Below are 14,727 nucleotides of genomic sequence, written 5' to 3'. Positions count from 1 at the left end.
GGGCCCGCGCGCGGGCGAGCGCCGAGCTCGAGGGAGTGCCTACGCCGTCACCGGACGGCGAGCCGGTACCCGCGCTTGACGACCGTCTGGACGAGCGCGCGGGCGTCGGGCGCGTGCTGCGCGACGGCGTCCCGCAGGCGCGCGACCGCGACCTCCGCCGTGTGCGGGTCCTCGGAGAGGCCGGGCAGCACCTGGAGCAGCTCGGCGCGCGTGACGACGTCGCCCGCCCGGGCAGCGAGGACGCGAAGCACCTCGAGCGTCGCGGGCGACAGCGGCAGCACGTGACCGTCGAGCAGCGCAGCACGCGACCTGACCTGCAGGCAGCCCGCGACGGTCCCGACCTGCGTCGTGCGGTCCTCCTCGTAGTGGCTCACGAGAGCTCGGACGAGCGCGCCGAGGCGAGCGCGCTCCGGCACGATCGGGACGATGCCGCGCGCCTCGAGCGGAGCCGCCGTGACCGGCCCGACAGCAGCCGCGACGAGCGAATGGTCGGCGAAGCGTGCCGCGAGCGCCTGCCCGACCCCTTCACGGTCGACCACCTCGAGCCACGCGAACGCGCCGGGCGCCGACGTGAAGACGACGGCGTCGACCTCACCGAGCGCCGCCGCACGCACGGACGCGACCACAGCCTGCGGGTCCGCGGGCGGGCCCCACCGGTAGACGACGAGGTTGCGCACCTCCGCGCCCGCCGCGGCCAGCTCGACGTCGAGCTGGTCCGCGCCCGAGCCGTGCTGCTGGATCGCGATCCGCTCCCCCGCCACGCCCTCCGTCAGCAGCAGGTCGAGGATCTCGGCGCTCGTCTCGGACTCGGCCACCCAGTCGGCCGTGAGGCCAGCGGCCTGGATCGCCCCGCGGGCCTTCGGGCCGCGAGCGATCAGGCGCGCCCGGTCGAGCAGCGCGTGCAGCTCGTCGGCCAGCCCGGCCGCGTCGGCCGCCTCGATCCACGCCCGGAAGCCGATCCCCGTCGTCGCGACGACCGTGCTCGGCGGCTCGGCGAGGAGGGCGCGCGTCGCTGCGACGAGCTCCGTGTCGTACTCGTGCGGGATGATCCGCATCGCCGGGGCGTGCCGGATGATCGCGCCGCGCCGCTCGAGAGCCGCACGCAGCTCGGTCGAGCGCCGGTCCGCCGTGATCAGGACCGTCAGGCCTGCGAGCACCGGGTCGAGCGCAGGCTGCGCAGCGACCGCCCGGACGGGTGCGGCGCGGCCCACGGCGGCACCGGAGTCCGGCGCGGCCTCAGAAGCCGTGCTCGGCGTCGTCATGCGTAGGCCACCTCGGCCTCGCGGGCTGCAGCGTCCACGTGAGGAGCGTACGCGGACGCGTCGGACGGTGCCGAGGTGTCCGCACCCGCGGCGTCGGCCGCACCGTCGGGCGTGACCGGCACGTCGAGCGCGTGCAGGTCGAGCCCCAGCAGCGCGGGGTCCGCGACGTCGCCGAGCACGACGACGGCAGGCGAGCGCACCCCGGCCTCCGCGCACGTCCGCACGGCCCGCCCGAGCGTCATGAAGGTCGTGCGCTCGTCGTCGGTCGTCGCCTGCTCGATGACGGCGACCGGCGTCGACGGGCTCGCCCCGGCGGCGAGCAGGACCGCCACGTGCTCCGCAAGCCGCGCGACACCCATGAGCACCGCGACCGTCGCAGCCCGCGTCACGACCGCCTGGACCGCGAGCCCAGGCAGCGAGCCGTGACCCTGCACCACGAGCAGCGCCGACGCCGTCCCGCGATGGGTGACCGGCACGCACGCCGCCGCGGGGGCCGCGAGGGCGCTCGACACGCCCGGCACGACCTCGACCGCGATACCGCGAGCACGGCACGCCGCCACCTCCTCGCCCCCGCGGCCGAACAGGAACGGGTCGCCGCCCTTGAGCCGTACGACGCGGTTCCCCGCGATCGCCTCCGCGACGAGGATCTCGTTGATGCGCGCCTGCGGCACCGGGTGCGCGCCCGGGCGCTTGCCGACGTCGATCACGCGCACGCGCGACGGCAGGTCCGCGAGCACCGACGTCGGGCCCAACCGGTCCGCCACGACCACGTCCGCAGAGAACAGCGCGCGCCGCGCGCGCACCGTCATCAGGTCAGCCGCACCAGGGCCGCCGCCGACGAGCACGACCGCACCCGGCACGCTCACGCCGCAGCCCTCGCGCCTGGGCCGTGCGCCGACCCGAGGTGCACGACGCCGTCGCGCACCTCGACCTGCCACGTCACGAGAGCAACGCGCTCGCCCTTCGTCGTGTCGAGGCACTCGCCCGACGCCAGGTCGAACACCTGCTTGTAGAGGGGCGACGTGACGACCGGGCGTCCGCCGCGCGTCCCGACGATTCCCCGTGACATGACCATCGCCTGCGTGTGGGGCTCGTGCTGCTGCACTGCGAGGACCGTGTCGTCGAGCAGCCTGAAGAGCGCGACCTGCTCGCCGTCCATGAGCGCCACCGCGCCGCGCTCGACCGCGAGGTCCGCGAGCGCGCAGACCGGGAGCCAGGCGTCGTCGGGCGACACGGCGGGCGTCGCGGCGTCGGGGGTCGCGGCGATGAGAGCCGGGCTGCGGGTCATGAGCGGACCTCCAAGGTAGTTCCGGCAACAAGGACAGGGCCTGCCCCTGCACCCGCACGCTCGGCCGCCGTCGCCGGGCGCGCCTGCCCCCGCTCCGCGACGTACGCGAGCGTGCGGTCGTGCTCGTCAGGAGCGTTGACGAAGCTGCGGAAGTGCCGCAGCTTGTCCGGGTCCGCGAGGGTCGCCGCCCACTCGTCCTCGTACGTCTCGAGGTGCAACACCATCGCAGCGTCCAGGTCGGCACAGATGCCGAGCGAGTCCTCCAGGACCACGGCGCGGATCGCGTCGACGCCACCCTCGTAGTCGGCCACCCACGCGGCCGTGCGCTGCAGGCGGTCCGCGGTCCGGATGTAGTACATGAGGAAGCGGTCGATCGTGCGCACCAGCTCCTCGGTCGACAGGTCCTCCGCGAGGAGCACCGCATGCTTCGGCGTGAACCCACCGTTGCCGCCGACGTACACGTTCCAGCCGTTGTCCGTCGCGATCACCCCGACGTCCTTGCCACGCGCCTCCGCGCACTCCCGCGCGCAGCCCGACACCCCGAGCTTGATCTTGTGAGGCGACCGCAGGCCCCGGTACCGCAGCTCGAGATCCACCGCGAGCCCGACCGAGTCCTGCACACCGAACCGGCACCACGTCGACCCGACGCACGACTTCACCGTGCGCAACGACTTGCCATACGCGTGGCCCGACTCGAAGCCCGCGTCGACGAGCCGCTGCCAGATCCCCGGCAGCTGGTCGATCCGCGCACCGAACATGTCGATCCGCTGACCGCCCGTGATCTTCGTGTACAGCCCGAAGTCCTTCGCGACCTGCCCGATCACGAGCAGCCCCTCCGGCGTGATCTCCCCGCCCGGGATGCGCGGGACCACCGAGTACGTGCCGTCCTTCTGCATGTTCGCCATGACGTGGTCGTTCGTGTCCTGGAGCGTCGCACGCTCACCGTCGAGCACGTGCGCCGGAGCGACCGTCGACAGGATCGACGCGACCACCGGCTTGCAGATGTCGCAGCCGCGACCCGCCTCGGCCGTCCCGAACCGCGCGACCACCTCGCTGAACGACGTCAGGCCCGCCACCCGGACGGCGTCGTACAGCTGCGCACGCGACAGGTCGAAGTGCTCGCAGAGCGCGTTCGACACCTCCACTCCGGACCTCGCGAGCTCCGCCGTCATGAGTTTCTTCACGAGCGGCAGGCACGAGCCGCAGCTCGTGCCCGCGCGGGTGCATGCCTTGACCCCCGCGAGGTCCGTGCAGCCGTGCTCCGTGACCGCCGCGCGCACCGTGCCCGCGGAGACGTTGTTGCACGAGCACACACCCGCGTCGTCGGGCAGCTCGAGTTCGGGCGCGCCCGCGCCGCCCTCGGGCAGGAGGAACGCCGCCGGGTCGCCCGGCAAGGCACGGCCGAGCATCGGCCGCAGGCTCGCGTACGCCGTCGCGTCACCGACGAGCACGCCGCCGAGGAGGGTGCGTGCGTCGTCCGCGAGCACGAGCTTCTTGTAGACGCCGCCGACGGGGTCCGCCCACACGACCTCCATCGAGCCCGGCGTCGAGCCGAACGCGTCACCCCACGACGCGACGTCGACCCCCGCCAGCTTGAGCTTCGTCGCCGTGTCCGCACCCGGGAACGTCGCCGCACCGCCCAGCAGACGGTCGACGACGACCTCCGCCATCGCGTACCCCGGCGCCACCAGACCGATGCACGCTCCCTGGATGCACGCGACCTCGCCGATCGCCCACACGTTCTGCACCGCGGTGCGGCACGCGTCATCGACGACGACCCCGCCCCGCGCGCCGATCTCCAAACCCATGGCACGGCCCAGCTCGTCGCGCGGCCGCACGCCCGTCGCGAGGACGACGACGTCGACGTCGAGCCGGCCGCCGTCCGCGAAGTCGAGGCGACCGACGGCGCCCGTCCGCCGCGACGGACGCATCCGCTGCGTCGCCGTGTTGACGCGCACCGCCACCCCGAGGCTGTTGATGAGGCGGCGCAACGCCTCACCACCACCGAGGTCGACCTGCGCGCTCATGAGATGGGTGCCGAACTGCACGACCGTCGCCTGCGCGCCGAGCGCCTTGAGCGCGCCCGCCGCCTCGAGGCCGAGCAGGCCGCCGCCGATCACCGCGCCCCGCACGGGCCGGCTCGCCGCCGCCGCACGCTCCTCGACCCAACCGCGCAGCGCCGCGACGTCGTCGATCGTGCGGTACACGAACACGCCCGGCAGGTCGTTGCCCTCGATCGGCGGGACTGCGGCATCTGAGCCGGTCGCGAGGACCAGCTCGTCATACGGGAACGTGCGGCCCGAGGCAGTCATGACCGTCCTCGCGTCGCGGTCCACCCGCGTCACGGCGTCACCGCGCACGAGCCTGACGAGCGGGTCCTGCCACAACGCGGGGTCGCCGAGCGCAAGGGCCTCCGGGTCACGGCCCGAGAAGTACGACGTCAACGCGACGCGGTCGTAGGGCGCGCGCGGCTCCTCGGCGAGGACCGTGACGTGGTGACGTCCGGCGTCGTCCCGGTCGCGGAGCGCCTCGACGAACCGCTGCGCGACCATCCCACCGCCGACCACCACGACCCGCTGCGGCGCGCTGACCTGGGACGCCGCGGGAGCGGCGACCTCCGCGGGCAGCGCGGCAGCGGTCGAGCCGGCGAGCGGACGTGCGGCGACGTCGGGATCGGCCGAGCCGCCGTCGGGCTGGGTCTGGGAGGGAGAAGTGTTCATGTCTGCGACGCTATGGCCGCGCGATTTCGACGCCATACCCCGGCTGTTACCCGGCAGTAAACCTCTCCTCACGCCCCCCGCTCCCCCGCTGTGAGCCCCGCCCACCCCGTTCCCCTCTTCCCGTCGAGGTCGTGAGTTCGGGCGCGAGGTCGTGCCGTGGAACTCACGACCTGGGTCTCGAAGTCACGACCTCGACGTACGAGTCGCGAGGAGCAGGTGCGGACGGGGCACGAGCCGGCGCCGCGCAGCCGCCGGAACCAGACTCCTGATCCGCTCGTGAAGCGCGTGATGGTCGCGAAAGTCCTGGCTCGTCACTCGTCGTATCCGCCACCCGCACTCTTCGATCGCGTCATGGCGACGTTTCTCCTCGAACACCACCCGCGCCGGGTCGCCGTCCGCGAGCTCGGTGTACTTCACCAGCCCGTCGAACTCGATGAGACCTCGCCACTCGTCCCACCCCATGTCCGCTCGGTAGGTCCCGAGCCTCGTGAGGATCGGAACCTGCAGCTGGGGCGGGGGCATACCGGCAGCAATCACGTGCAGCCGCGTGAAGGACTCCCACGGTGACTCCGCGAGGCCGTCACCTAGCGCAATCACCTCGCGCGCGCGAGCGATCCCACGGGTCGCGGCGCGCTCGGTCATCAGCTCCTCGAGACGCGCCCGTGACACTCCTTGCCGCAGCGCCGCGTCGGCCACCACGAGCCCCTCGGCTGCGGACCGGTGCGACGCAAGGTCCAGCACCGTCCGCTCGAGGCTGGTGACCAGGATCCCAGCACGCCTGGTCACCTCCCCAGGTGTGAGGCGCACGCGGTGACCAGCGACGTCCGCGGCCGCGCGAGCCGACCGCCTCTCGCTGACGACCACATGGACTCGGTCCGGCACCCGCCACAACGGCAGGCCCCAGAGCAGCGCCGCCGACTCGTAGCTGAGGACCACGTCCGCACCGCGGAGCCGGTGGTCGGCCGCAACCGCCGCGACCTGAGCGAGCGCGGCCCGTCGTGCCAGCACGTGACGGGATGGCACCGTGCCGGCTGGATCCGCGAGCGGTTCGAGAAAGTCCGCGTCGACGTAGGCGCCCCGCCGGACGCGACGCCAGACGCCGTCGGCCACGAGCGCGCGGACGTCATGAGGCGAGTGCTGCGCGGCAAGGTGGATGGTCGGAATCGCCCGGGTCTCACGCGCGGCGGGCATCCGTCGGAAGCTCATCCTCCAAGCAAAGACGCACCGCGCACACGACAGCGGTTGTCCACATGTTTCTCTCGGCCGCTTCCCCCGAGGTCGCGACCTTCACACCGACGTCGCGAGCCAAACCTCACGACCTCGAGTCTGACCTCACGACCTCGCCGCGCTCTGCGGCGGCCGGGGCGGTGGGCGCAGCCGGGGCCGACCGCGCGGGCTCTGCTGCGCGGAGCCAGTCGAGGATGCCGCAGACCGGAGCCTTGCAGCCGCCGCAGCCCGTTGTGGCGCGCGTCGTCCGGGCGACGTCCTCGACCGTGCGGCTGCCGTCGGCCCAGGCCTGCACCAGGTCGCCCTTGGTGACGCCGTTGCACCGGCAGATGGTCGCGCGGTCCGGGATCCGCACGGGCGTCTCGGCGCTGCCGCCGACCGGGCCGACGGCGCGGACCAGGAGCTGCGCCGGGTCGCGCGGCGCCGGGGTGCCGCGAGTGAATGCAGCGACGAGGTCCGCGGCGACGGCGCCGCCTCCGACGCACGTCGCGCCGACGACCCGGCCGCCCTGGACGACGACCTCGAGGTGCCGCACAGCATCAGGGTCGCTGAGGCGGACCGTGCGGCGCGGGTGCGCGCCGCACGCTGGGGGCCGCGCGCTGCCGGACACGCCCATCGCGACGATGTCGACACCGCGTCCCTTGACCTTGACGACCGAGCTGTCGTCGACGGGACCGCACGAGCAGTCGTCGCCCGGCACGCCGTCGGAGGCCTCCGGGCGTGGGCCGGCAGGCGTCACGGCGAGCGCCCCGGCACGTTCAGCGAGGGTCCGCGCGAGGCGTCGGGCCTGGTCCCAGCCCTGCCCCACGAGCCCAGACCCGCCATCCGGCGGCTGCGCGCAGTCGCCGACCGCGTAGACGCGGTGGTCACGCAGCGTCGCGAGGTCGGGCCCGACGACGACGCCACGGTCCACGTCGAGTCCCGCGCCTCGAGCGAGGGTCGTCTCGGGCAGGGTCCCGACCGTGACGACGAGCAGGTCAGCGGGGAGCTGGGTGCCGTCGTCGAGGACGACGCCCGTGACACGGCCGTCGTGCAGCACGACCGCGGCCGCGCCGACGTTGGTGCGCACGTGCACGCCGAGGCGCGCGACGGCGTCGGCTGCCACCTCGCTGGCGGCCGCGTCGAGCTGGGCGTTCATGAGCCCGCGCGGGTGCACGAGGTGCACGACCGCGTCCGGCCCGACCCGGCCGGCGAGCCCGACGGCGACCTCAACCCCGAGGACGCCCGCACCGAGCACGACGACGTGGCGTGCGTTGACGCTCGCGGCGACGATCTCGCGGGCGTCGTCGATCGTGCGTAGGACGTGCGCGCCAGGGACGAGGCCCGCGCTGTCACTTCGTGGGGCGAGCAAGCCGGGTAGCGGGCTGGCGGCCGCACCTGCGGCGTCGCAGCCCAGGCCGGTCGGGGTGAGGGCCGGAGGTGGCGTGAGGGCAGCGTCGTCGCGGCGCAGCCCCGGCAGCTCGGGGACGCGCGCTGCGGCACCGGTGGCGAGCACGAGCGCGTCGTAGCGGTGCCGCCCACCGGTCGAGTCGACGACGACCTGGGCTGCGCGGTCGACGGCGACCGCGCACACCCCGGCCCACACCCCGACCCGGGGGTCCACGACGCCTGGCAGGTCGATCGCCGCGACGTCGTACGCCCCGGCGACGACCTCGCTGAGCAGGACGCGGTTGTAGGGCGCATGGTCCTCGGCACCGAGCACGGTGATGTCGAGCGCGGCGGCGCCCGGCTCGGCGCTCGCGCACAGCTCCGTCACCAGCCGCGACCCGACCATCCCGTTCCCGACGACGACGACCTTCATCGCGCCCCTCCCCTCGTGACCGCGACCGGCGCGGCGGCGACCGTCACGACCGCGACCGGCGCGGCACCCACGGTCTCCCCGGTGACGACCGCGAGCCGGACGGTCGCGACCTTGAACTCGGGCATCCCGGAGACGGGGTCGGTGATCGGGTTGGTGAGCCTGTTGACGCTGTTCTCGCCGGGCCAGTGGAACGGCATGAACAGCGTGTCGGGCCGCACGCTGCGCGTCAGGCGCACGACCGCGACCGCGGTGCCGCGACGTGAGGTGAGGCGGACCGTGTCGCCTTCCGCGACGTCGTACAGCTCGGCGAGCAGCGGGTGGATCTCGACGTACGCGTCGCTCACGGCCCGGGCGAGCTCGGGGACGCGGCGCGTCTGCGCGCCGGACTGGTAGTGCTGGAGGACCCGGCCGGTGACGAGGTGGACGGGGTGCGCGGTGTCGAGGACGTCGTCGGGCCCGCGGTGGTGCACGGGCAGGAGGCGGGCGCGGCCGCCGGGCAGGGGGAACGTGTCGAGGAAGGCGCGCGGCGTGCCGGGGTGGTCGGGGCTGGGGACGGGCCAGTAGAGGCCGCCGCCGTCGGCGCCGTTGGTCGCGGTCTCGTGCGCGTCGAGGCGTGCGTGCGAGAGGCCGGAGTAGTCGGCGCGGCCGCCTGCGCTCGCGCGGGCGAGCTCGTCGAAGACGGCGGACGGGTCGGTGGACCAGCGGCCGGGCGCGTCGAGCCGTCGCGCGAGCTCGGACCAGATCCACAGCTCGCTGCGCGCCCCCTCGGGCGCAGGCAGCGCGGCTCGACGGCGCAGCACGCGACCTTCGAGGTTCGTCATCGTGCCGTCCTCCTCTGCCCACTGCAGGACGGGGAGCACGACGTCGGCGCTCAGCGCGGTCTCGGACGGCACGAAGTCGCACACGACGAGCAGGTCGAGAGCAGCGAGGCGCTCGCGCACACGCGCGGCGTCGGGCGCCGAGACGAGCAGGTTGGACCCGTGCACGAGGAGGGCGCGCGGTCCGCCCGGGGTGCCGAGCGCCCGCAGCAGCTCGGCGGCGGGCAGGCCTGGCCCCGGGATCTCCGCCGGGTCGACTCCCCACACGCGCGCGACGTGCTCGCGCGCTGCAGGGTCGGTGATCGAGCGGTAGCCGGGGAGCTGGTCGGCCTTCTGGCCATGCTCGCGGCCTCCCTGCCCGTTGCCCTGGCCGGTGAGGGTACCGAACCCCGACCCGGACCGGCCGACGAGCCCGAGGAGCAGCGCGAGGTTGATCGCGGCGGTGACGCCGTCGGTCCCTTGGCGGGACTGCTCGAGCCCGCGGCCGGTGAGGACGTAGGCGCCTACGCCGCCGCGGTGCGGGCTGGCGTGGGCGAGCAGGCGTGCGGCGCGGCGCAGGTCGTCGGCGGGGACGCCGGTGACCTGCTCGGTGCGTTCGGGCCACCACTGCGCGAGGTCTGGCCGCAGGTCGTCGAGCCCCGTCGTGCGGGCGTCGAGGTAGTCCGTGTCGGCGAGCTGCTCGTGCACGACGACGTGCGCGAGCCCGAGCAGCACCGCGAGGTCGGTCCCGGGGACGGGCTGCAGGTGCATCCCGGCGCCGTCGTCGGTGAGCTCGGCCGTGGCGGAGCGCCGTGGGTCGACGACGACGAGCCCGCCGTGCTCGCGCGCTCCGGCGAGGTGCGCGACGAGCGGGGGCATCGTCTCGGCGGGGTTGGAGCCGACGAGGAGGATCGCCTGCCCGCCGTCGAGGTCGGTGACGGGGAACGGCAGGCCGCGGTCGAGACCGAGCGAGCGGTTCGCCGCTGCGGCTGCGGAGGCCATGCAGAAGCGTCCGTTGTAGTCGATGTTGCGGGTGCGCAGGGCGGTGCGCGCGAACTTGCCGAGCTGGTAGGCCTTCTCGTTGGTGAGCCCGCCGCCGCCGAAGACGGCGACGGCGTCGGGGCCGTACCGCGCACGGACCGCGCGGAACCGGTCGGCGACGACGTCGAGCGCGTCGTCCCACGTCGCCGCGACGAGGGTGCCGGTGGCGTCCCGGACGAGCGGCGTCGTCAGGCGGTCAGGGGCCGCGAGTACGCTCGCGGACGTCCAGCCCTTCTGGCACAGCCCGCCCCGGTTCGTGGGGAACTGCCGCCCCTCGACCGTGACAGGGAGCCGACGGCGCTCCCCGCCGTCGGGCGGTGCCGTGCGGTCCTCCGCGCTCGGCGGGGAGAGGCGCATGCCGCACTGCAGCGCGCAGTACGGGCAGTGCGTTTCCGTGGCCGGCACAGGCTCACACACCCTCGGCGGCGAACGCCGAGCCGCGGCGGACGTAGAGCGCCCACGTGAGCGCGGCCATGGCGACGTACACGGCGATGAAGATCGTCAGGGCGGGCACGAGCGTCCCGGCGAGGGACGTCGACATCGCGAAGCCGCGCGGGATGAGGAAGCCGCCGACGGCGCCGACGGCGCCCGCGATGCCGAGGCAGCCTGCAGCGGCCTGGCGGGCGCGCCCCAGGTCGGCTGGCGCGACACCCGTGCGGAAGACGGCGGGGATCATGCGGTACGTCGAGCCGTTGCCGACGCCGGACGACGCGAAGAGCAGCAGGAACGCGGCGAAGAACAGCGGGAACGAGTGCTCCTGCAGCCCGAGGATCGCGCCACCCGCCCCGACGGCGAGCCCGCCGAAGCAGATGATCGTGAGGCGGGCACCGCCCACGCGGTCGGCGAGCGCGCCGCCGAGCGGACGCATGAGCGCCCCGACGAGCGCGCCCAGGAAGGCGAGCGACGTCGTCGCCTCGGGGAACTGCGTCTTGAGGAGCGTCGGGAACGCGCCCGAGTAGCCGATGAACGAGCCGAACGTGCCGATGTACAGGAACGAGATGAGCCACGTGTGCGGGTGGCGGCCGGCTGCGGCGAAGCTGCGGGGGTCACTCGCGACGCCGCTGAGGTTGTCCATGAACCGCCACGCGACGACGGCGGCGATCAGGACGAGCGGGACGAACACGAGCCCGGCACGCTCGAGGTTCAGGCCTGCGCCCGTGACGATGACGAGCGGGACGGCGAGCTGCACGAGGCCGGTGCCGAGGTTGCCGCCCGCCGCGTTGAGGCCGAGCGCCTTGCCCTTCTCCCGCTCGGGGTAGAAGAAGGTGATGTTGGTCATCGACGACGCGAAGTTGCCACCGCCGAAGCCCGCGAGCGCAGCGACGGCGAGGAGCGTGCCGAAGCCCGTCTCGGGGCGCTGGACCACCCAGGCGAGCGCGAGCACCGGCAGGAGCAGCAGCAGCGAGGAGATGATCGTCCAGTTGCGGCCGCCGAAGACCGGTACCGTGAACGTGTACGGGATGCGCATCGCGGCACCGACGAGGCTCGGGACGGCGATGAGCCAGAACTGCTGGTCGACGGTGAGGTCGAACCCGGCGGCGGGCAGGTGCGGGACGACGACGCTCCACAGCGCCCAGACGCAGAACCCCAGGAACTCGGCGTAGACCGAGCCGACGAGGTTGCGGCGGGCGACCTTGCGGCCGACGGCGGTCCAGAACCGCTCGTCCTCAGGGTTCCAGCCGTCGATCCAGCGGCCGGGGCGGGTCGTGAGCGTGGGCGGGGCCGCGGTTGCTCGCGGGGTCGTGACTGGCTCGGTCGCGGCGGGCTCGGTCGTGACGGGTGCTGTCGTGACGGGTGCTGTCGTGCCGGGTGCGGTCATGGCGGGCTCCTTCCAGGGGCGTGGAAGGAGTCTTTCGGCGCGTTGTTTCGCCCCCGCTGGGTCGGGGTAAATCACCCGTAACGAGGTCCGCACATCGCGGGGCCGACCTCTGTGAGGCAAAGCGCCGAGCCGCCGGTTCGCGGCGCTGCGACGTCGCGGCGCCGCGGCCTGGCGTCGTCGGGGTCCGGCAGCGCCCCGGCGTCGCCGAGGTAGGCCCGCGCACGCGAGGTAGGGCCTTGTCGGGCCCTACCTCGCGGGCGACCACCTACCTCGCGCGCAGCCCCCTACTTCGCCGCAGCTCCGAGCTCAGCCGAAGATCGCGGGGAGCGCACCCTCGAAGACCTCGCGGGCCTCGGCGAGCGGCACCTCGAAGAGGCCGTCGACGACGAGCGCGGGCTCGTCGCCCACGACCGCGCCGGTCTCGCCGAGTTTGAGGAGCGGCACGCCACGGGCGACGCACGCGTCGACGAGGCGCTGCTCCTCGCCGCGCGGCACGGAGACGACGGCGCGGGCGACGGACTCGGAGAAGAGCGCCTCGAACTCGGTGACGCCGTCGCGCTCGACGAGGCCCGCGATCGAGACGCGCGCGCCGACGCCGTAGCGCAGGCAGGACTCGAGGAGCGCCTGGACGAGGCCGCCCTCGGAGAGGTCGTGCGCGGCGTCGACGAGCTCGTCGCGCGAGGCGTTGACGAGGACGTCGGCGAGCGCCTTCTCCGCGGCGAGGTCGAGCCGCGGGGGCACGCCACCGAGGTGGCGGTGGACGACGTCGGCCCAGGCCGAGCCGTCGAGCTCGGCGCGCGTCGTGCCGAGGAGGAAGATCGTCTGCCCCTCGGTGCGCCAGCCGGACGCGGTCGCGCGCGTGACGTCGTCGATGACCCCGAGGACGCCGACGACGGGCGTCGGGTGGATCGAGGAGTCGATCTGGCCGGGCTCGCCCGTGCCGTTGTAGAGCGACACGTTGCCGCCCGTGACGGGCGTGCCGAGCTCGAAGCAGCCGTCGGCGAGGCCCTCGATGGCCTCGACGAGCTGCCACATGGAGTCCGGGTCCTCGGGCGAACCGAAGTTCAGGCAGTCGGTGATCGCGAGGGGGCGGGCGCCCGTCGTGGCGACGTTGCGGTACGCCTCGGCGAGCGCGAGCTGGGCGCCGGTGCGCGGGTCGAGCTTCGCGTAGCGGCCGTTGGCGTCGGTCGAGAGGGCGACGCCGAGGTTCGTGGACTCGTCGACGCGGACGACGCCCGAGTCGTCGGGCTGCGCGAGCGCCGTGTTGCCCTGGACGAAGCGGTCGTACTGGTTGGTCACCCACGCCTTGGACGAGTGGTTGGGCGAGCCGAGCACGGCGAGCGCGGCGGCGCGCAACTCGTCGCCCGTGGCCGGGCGGGCGAGGCCAGCGGCGACGGTCGTGTCGGCGTTGAGCCCGTCCTGCCACGCGGGACGCGCGTAGGGACGGTCGTAGACCGGTCCCTCGTGGGCGACGGTGCGGGGGTCGACGTCGACGATGCGCTGACCGTGGTGGTCGATCGTCAGGCGCCCGGAGTCGTTAACCTCGCCGATGACGGCGGTCTCGACGTCCCACTTCTTCGTGATCGCGAGGAACTGCTCGAGCTTGGCCGGCGTGACGACGGCCATCATGCGCTCCTGCGACTCCGACATGAGGATCTCGCCGGCGTTGAGCGTCGGGTCGCGCAGCAGGACGTCGTCGAGCCACACGTGCATGCCGCCGTCACCGTTGGACGCGAGCTCGCTCGTCGCGCAGGAGATGCCGGCTGCGCCGAGGTCCTGGATGCCCTCGACGACCTCGGCTGCGTAAAGCTCGAGGCAGCACTCGATGAGCACCTTCTCCATGAAGGGGTCGCCCACCTGCACCGACGGACGCTTGGCGGGGACGCCGTCCTCGAAGGTCTCGGACGCGAGGATCGAGGCGCCGCCGATGCCGTCGCCGCCCGTGCGGGCGCCGAAGAGCACGACCTTGTTGCCGACGCCCGAGGCGTTGGCGAGGTGGATGTCCTCGTGACGCAGGACGCCGAGGCAGAGCGCGTTGACGAGGGGGTTGCCCTGGTAGGAGGCGTCGAAGACGAGCTCGCCGCCGATGTTCGGCAGGCCGAGGGAGTTGCCGTAGCCGCCGACGCCGGAGACGACGCCGTGGACGACGCGCGCCGTGTCGGGGTGCTCGACGTCACCGAAGCGCAGCTGGTCCATGACGGCGACGGGGCGCGCGCCCATGGAGATGATGTCGCGGACGATGCCGCCGACGCCCGTCGCGGCGCCCTGGTAGGGCTCGACGAACGACGGGTGGTTGTGGGACTCGACCTTGAAGGTCACGGCCCAGCCGTCACCGATTTCGACGACGCCCGCGTTCTCGCCGATGCCGACGAGGAGGTGCTTCTTCATCTCGTCGGTCGTCTTGGCGCCGAACTTCGACAGGTGGATCTTCGAGGACTTGTACGAGCAGTGCTCGGACCACATGACGGAGTACATCGCGAGCTCGGCGGCCGTGGGGCGGCGACCCAGGATGTCCTTGATCCGCTGGTACTCGTCGGGCTTGAGCCCGAGAGACGCGAAGGGCTGCTCCTCGTCGGGAGTGGCTGCTGCGTTCTCGACGGTGTCCAGGGTGGGCTTGGGCGCGGTCATCGTTTCCCTCGGGCGTGGTGGGCGGCGTGCGGCGAGCCGGCGTCGTCCGCGCGGGCGTGGGCGCGGCCGGGTGCTCCTCCGTACGGTGCGAGACGCCGCCAGTCTAGCCGCGCCTGCGGACGCGCCGGACGCGCGTCTCAGCCT

Annotated in this window: 9 protein-coding genes; all 9 read right to left on the bottom strand. The window is 73.7% G+C overall.

All coding sequences use genetic code 11. From position 1 onward, the window contains the following. Positions 1–47: 47 nt before the first annotated feature. Positions 48–1,262 (bottom strand): uroporphyrinogen-III synthase, encoded by a 1,215-nt coding sequence (locus IGS67_RS00470; protein WP_192276680.1) that lies wholly within the window; start codon positions 1,260–1,262, stop codon positions 48–50. Beyond that, on the bottom strand, positions 1,259–2,128 hold the full coding sequence (cobA, locus tag IGS67_RS00465) for a uroporphyrinogen-III C-methyltransferase (RefSeq protein ID WP_328741232.1): 870 nt from the start codon (positions 2,126–2,128) through the stop codon (positions 1,259–1,261). Before cobA ends, IGS67_RS00470 begins: the two co-directional genes overlap by 4 nt. Next, on the bottom strand, positions 2,125–2,550 hold the full coding sequence (nirD, locus tag IGS67_RS00460) for a nitrite reductase small subunit NirD (protein ID WP_192276677.1): 426 nt from the start codon (positions 2,548–2,550) through the stop codon (positions 2,125–2,127). The genes cobA and nirD overlap by 4 nt, the downstream gene beginning before the upstream one ends. Next, entirely contained in the window at positions 2,547–5,102 is a 2,556-nt protein-coding gene (gene nirB, locus IGS67_RS00455) for a nitrite reductase large subunit NirB (protein ID WP_235977501.1), read from the bottom strand. The genes nirD and nirB overlap by 4 nt, the downstream gene beginning before the upstream one ends. Before the next feature lie 351 nt (positions 5,103–5,453). Next, positions 5,454–6,476: a hypothetical protein gene (locus IGS67_RS00450; RefSeq protein WP_192276671.1), complete on the bottom strand. Its 1,023-nt coding sequence runs from the start codon at positions 6,474–6,476 to the stop codon at positions 5,454–5,456. Positions 6,477–6,582: 106 nt separating this feature from the next. After that, on the bottom strand, positions 6,583–8,298 hold the full coding sequence (locus IGS67_RS00445; protein ID WP_192276668.1) for an FAD-dependent oxidoreductase: 1,716 nt from the start codon (positions 8,296–8,298) through the stop codon (positions 6,583–6,585). Continuing rightward, positions 8,295–10,541: a molybdopterin oxidoreductase family protein gene (locus IGS67_RS00440; protein ID WP_192276666.1), complete on the bottom strand. Its 2,247-nt coding sequence runs from the start codon at positions 10,539–10,541 to the stop codon at positions 8,295–8,297. Before IGS67_RS00440 ends, IGS67_RS00445 begins: the two co-directional genes overlap by 4 nt. A 4-nt stretch (positions 10,542–10,545) precedes the next feature. After that, positions 10,546–11,955, bottom strand: a complete 1,410-nt coding sequence (locus tag IGS67_RS00435; RefSeq protein WP_192276664.1) for an MFS transporter — start codon at positions 11,953–11,955, stop codon at positions 10,546–10,548. Between the two features lie 306 nt (positions 11,956–12,261). Then, entirely contained in the window at positions 12,262–14,583 is a 2,322-nt protein-coding gene (gene purL / locus IGS67_RS00430) for a phosphoribosylformylglycinamidine synthase subunit PurL (RefSeq protein ID WP_192276662.1), read from the bottom strand. Positions 14,584–14,727 lie beyond the last annotated feature (144 nt).

Source organism: Flavimobilis rhizosphaerae (assembly GCF_014852685.1).
In the GTDB taxonomy this organism is placed as follows: Bacteria; Actinomycetota; Actinomycetes; order Actinomycetales; family Cellulomonadaceae; genus Flavimobilis; species Flavimobilis rhizosphaerae.
The sequence above is the reverse complement of the archived record's forward strand: the minus strand, read 5'-3'. Positions and strand labels throughout refer to the sequence as shown.

What these genes read in the sequence shown, in the direction of transcription:
- IGS67_RS00450 (WP_192276671.1), bottom strand. Translation starts at nt 6,476, where the DNA reads ATGAGCTTCCGACGGATGCCCGCCGCGCGTGAGACCCGGGCGATTCCG.
- nirD (WP_192276677.1), bottom strand. Translation starts at nt 2,550, where the DNA reads ATGACCCGCAGCCCGGCTCTCATCGCCGCGACCCCCGACGCCGCGACG.
- IGS67_RS00435 (WP_192276664.1), bottom strand. Translation starts at nt 11,955, where the DNA reads ATGACCGCACCCGGCACGACAGCACCCGTCACGACAGCACCCGTCACG.
- IGS67_RS00470 (WP_192276680.1), bottom strand. Translation starts at nt 1,262, where the DNA reads ATGACGACGCCGAGCACGGCTTCTGAGGCCGCGCCGGACTCCGGTGCC.
- IGS67_RS00445 (WP_192276668.1), bottom strand. Translation starts at nt 8,298, where the DNA reads ATGAAGGTCGTCGTCGTCGGGAACGGGATGGTCGGGTCGCGGCTGGTG.
- purL (WP_192276662.1), bottom strand. Translation starts at nt 14,583, where the DNA reads ATGACCGCGCCCAAGCCCACCCTGGACACCGTCGAGAACGCAGCAGCC.
- nirB (WP_235977501.1), bottom strand. Translation starts at nt 5,102, where the DNA reads ATGGTCGCGCAGCGGTTCGTCGAGGCGCTCCGCGACCGGGACGACGCC.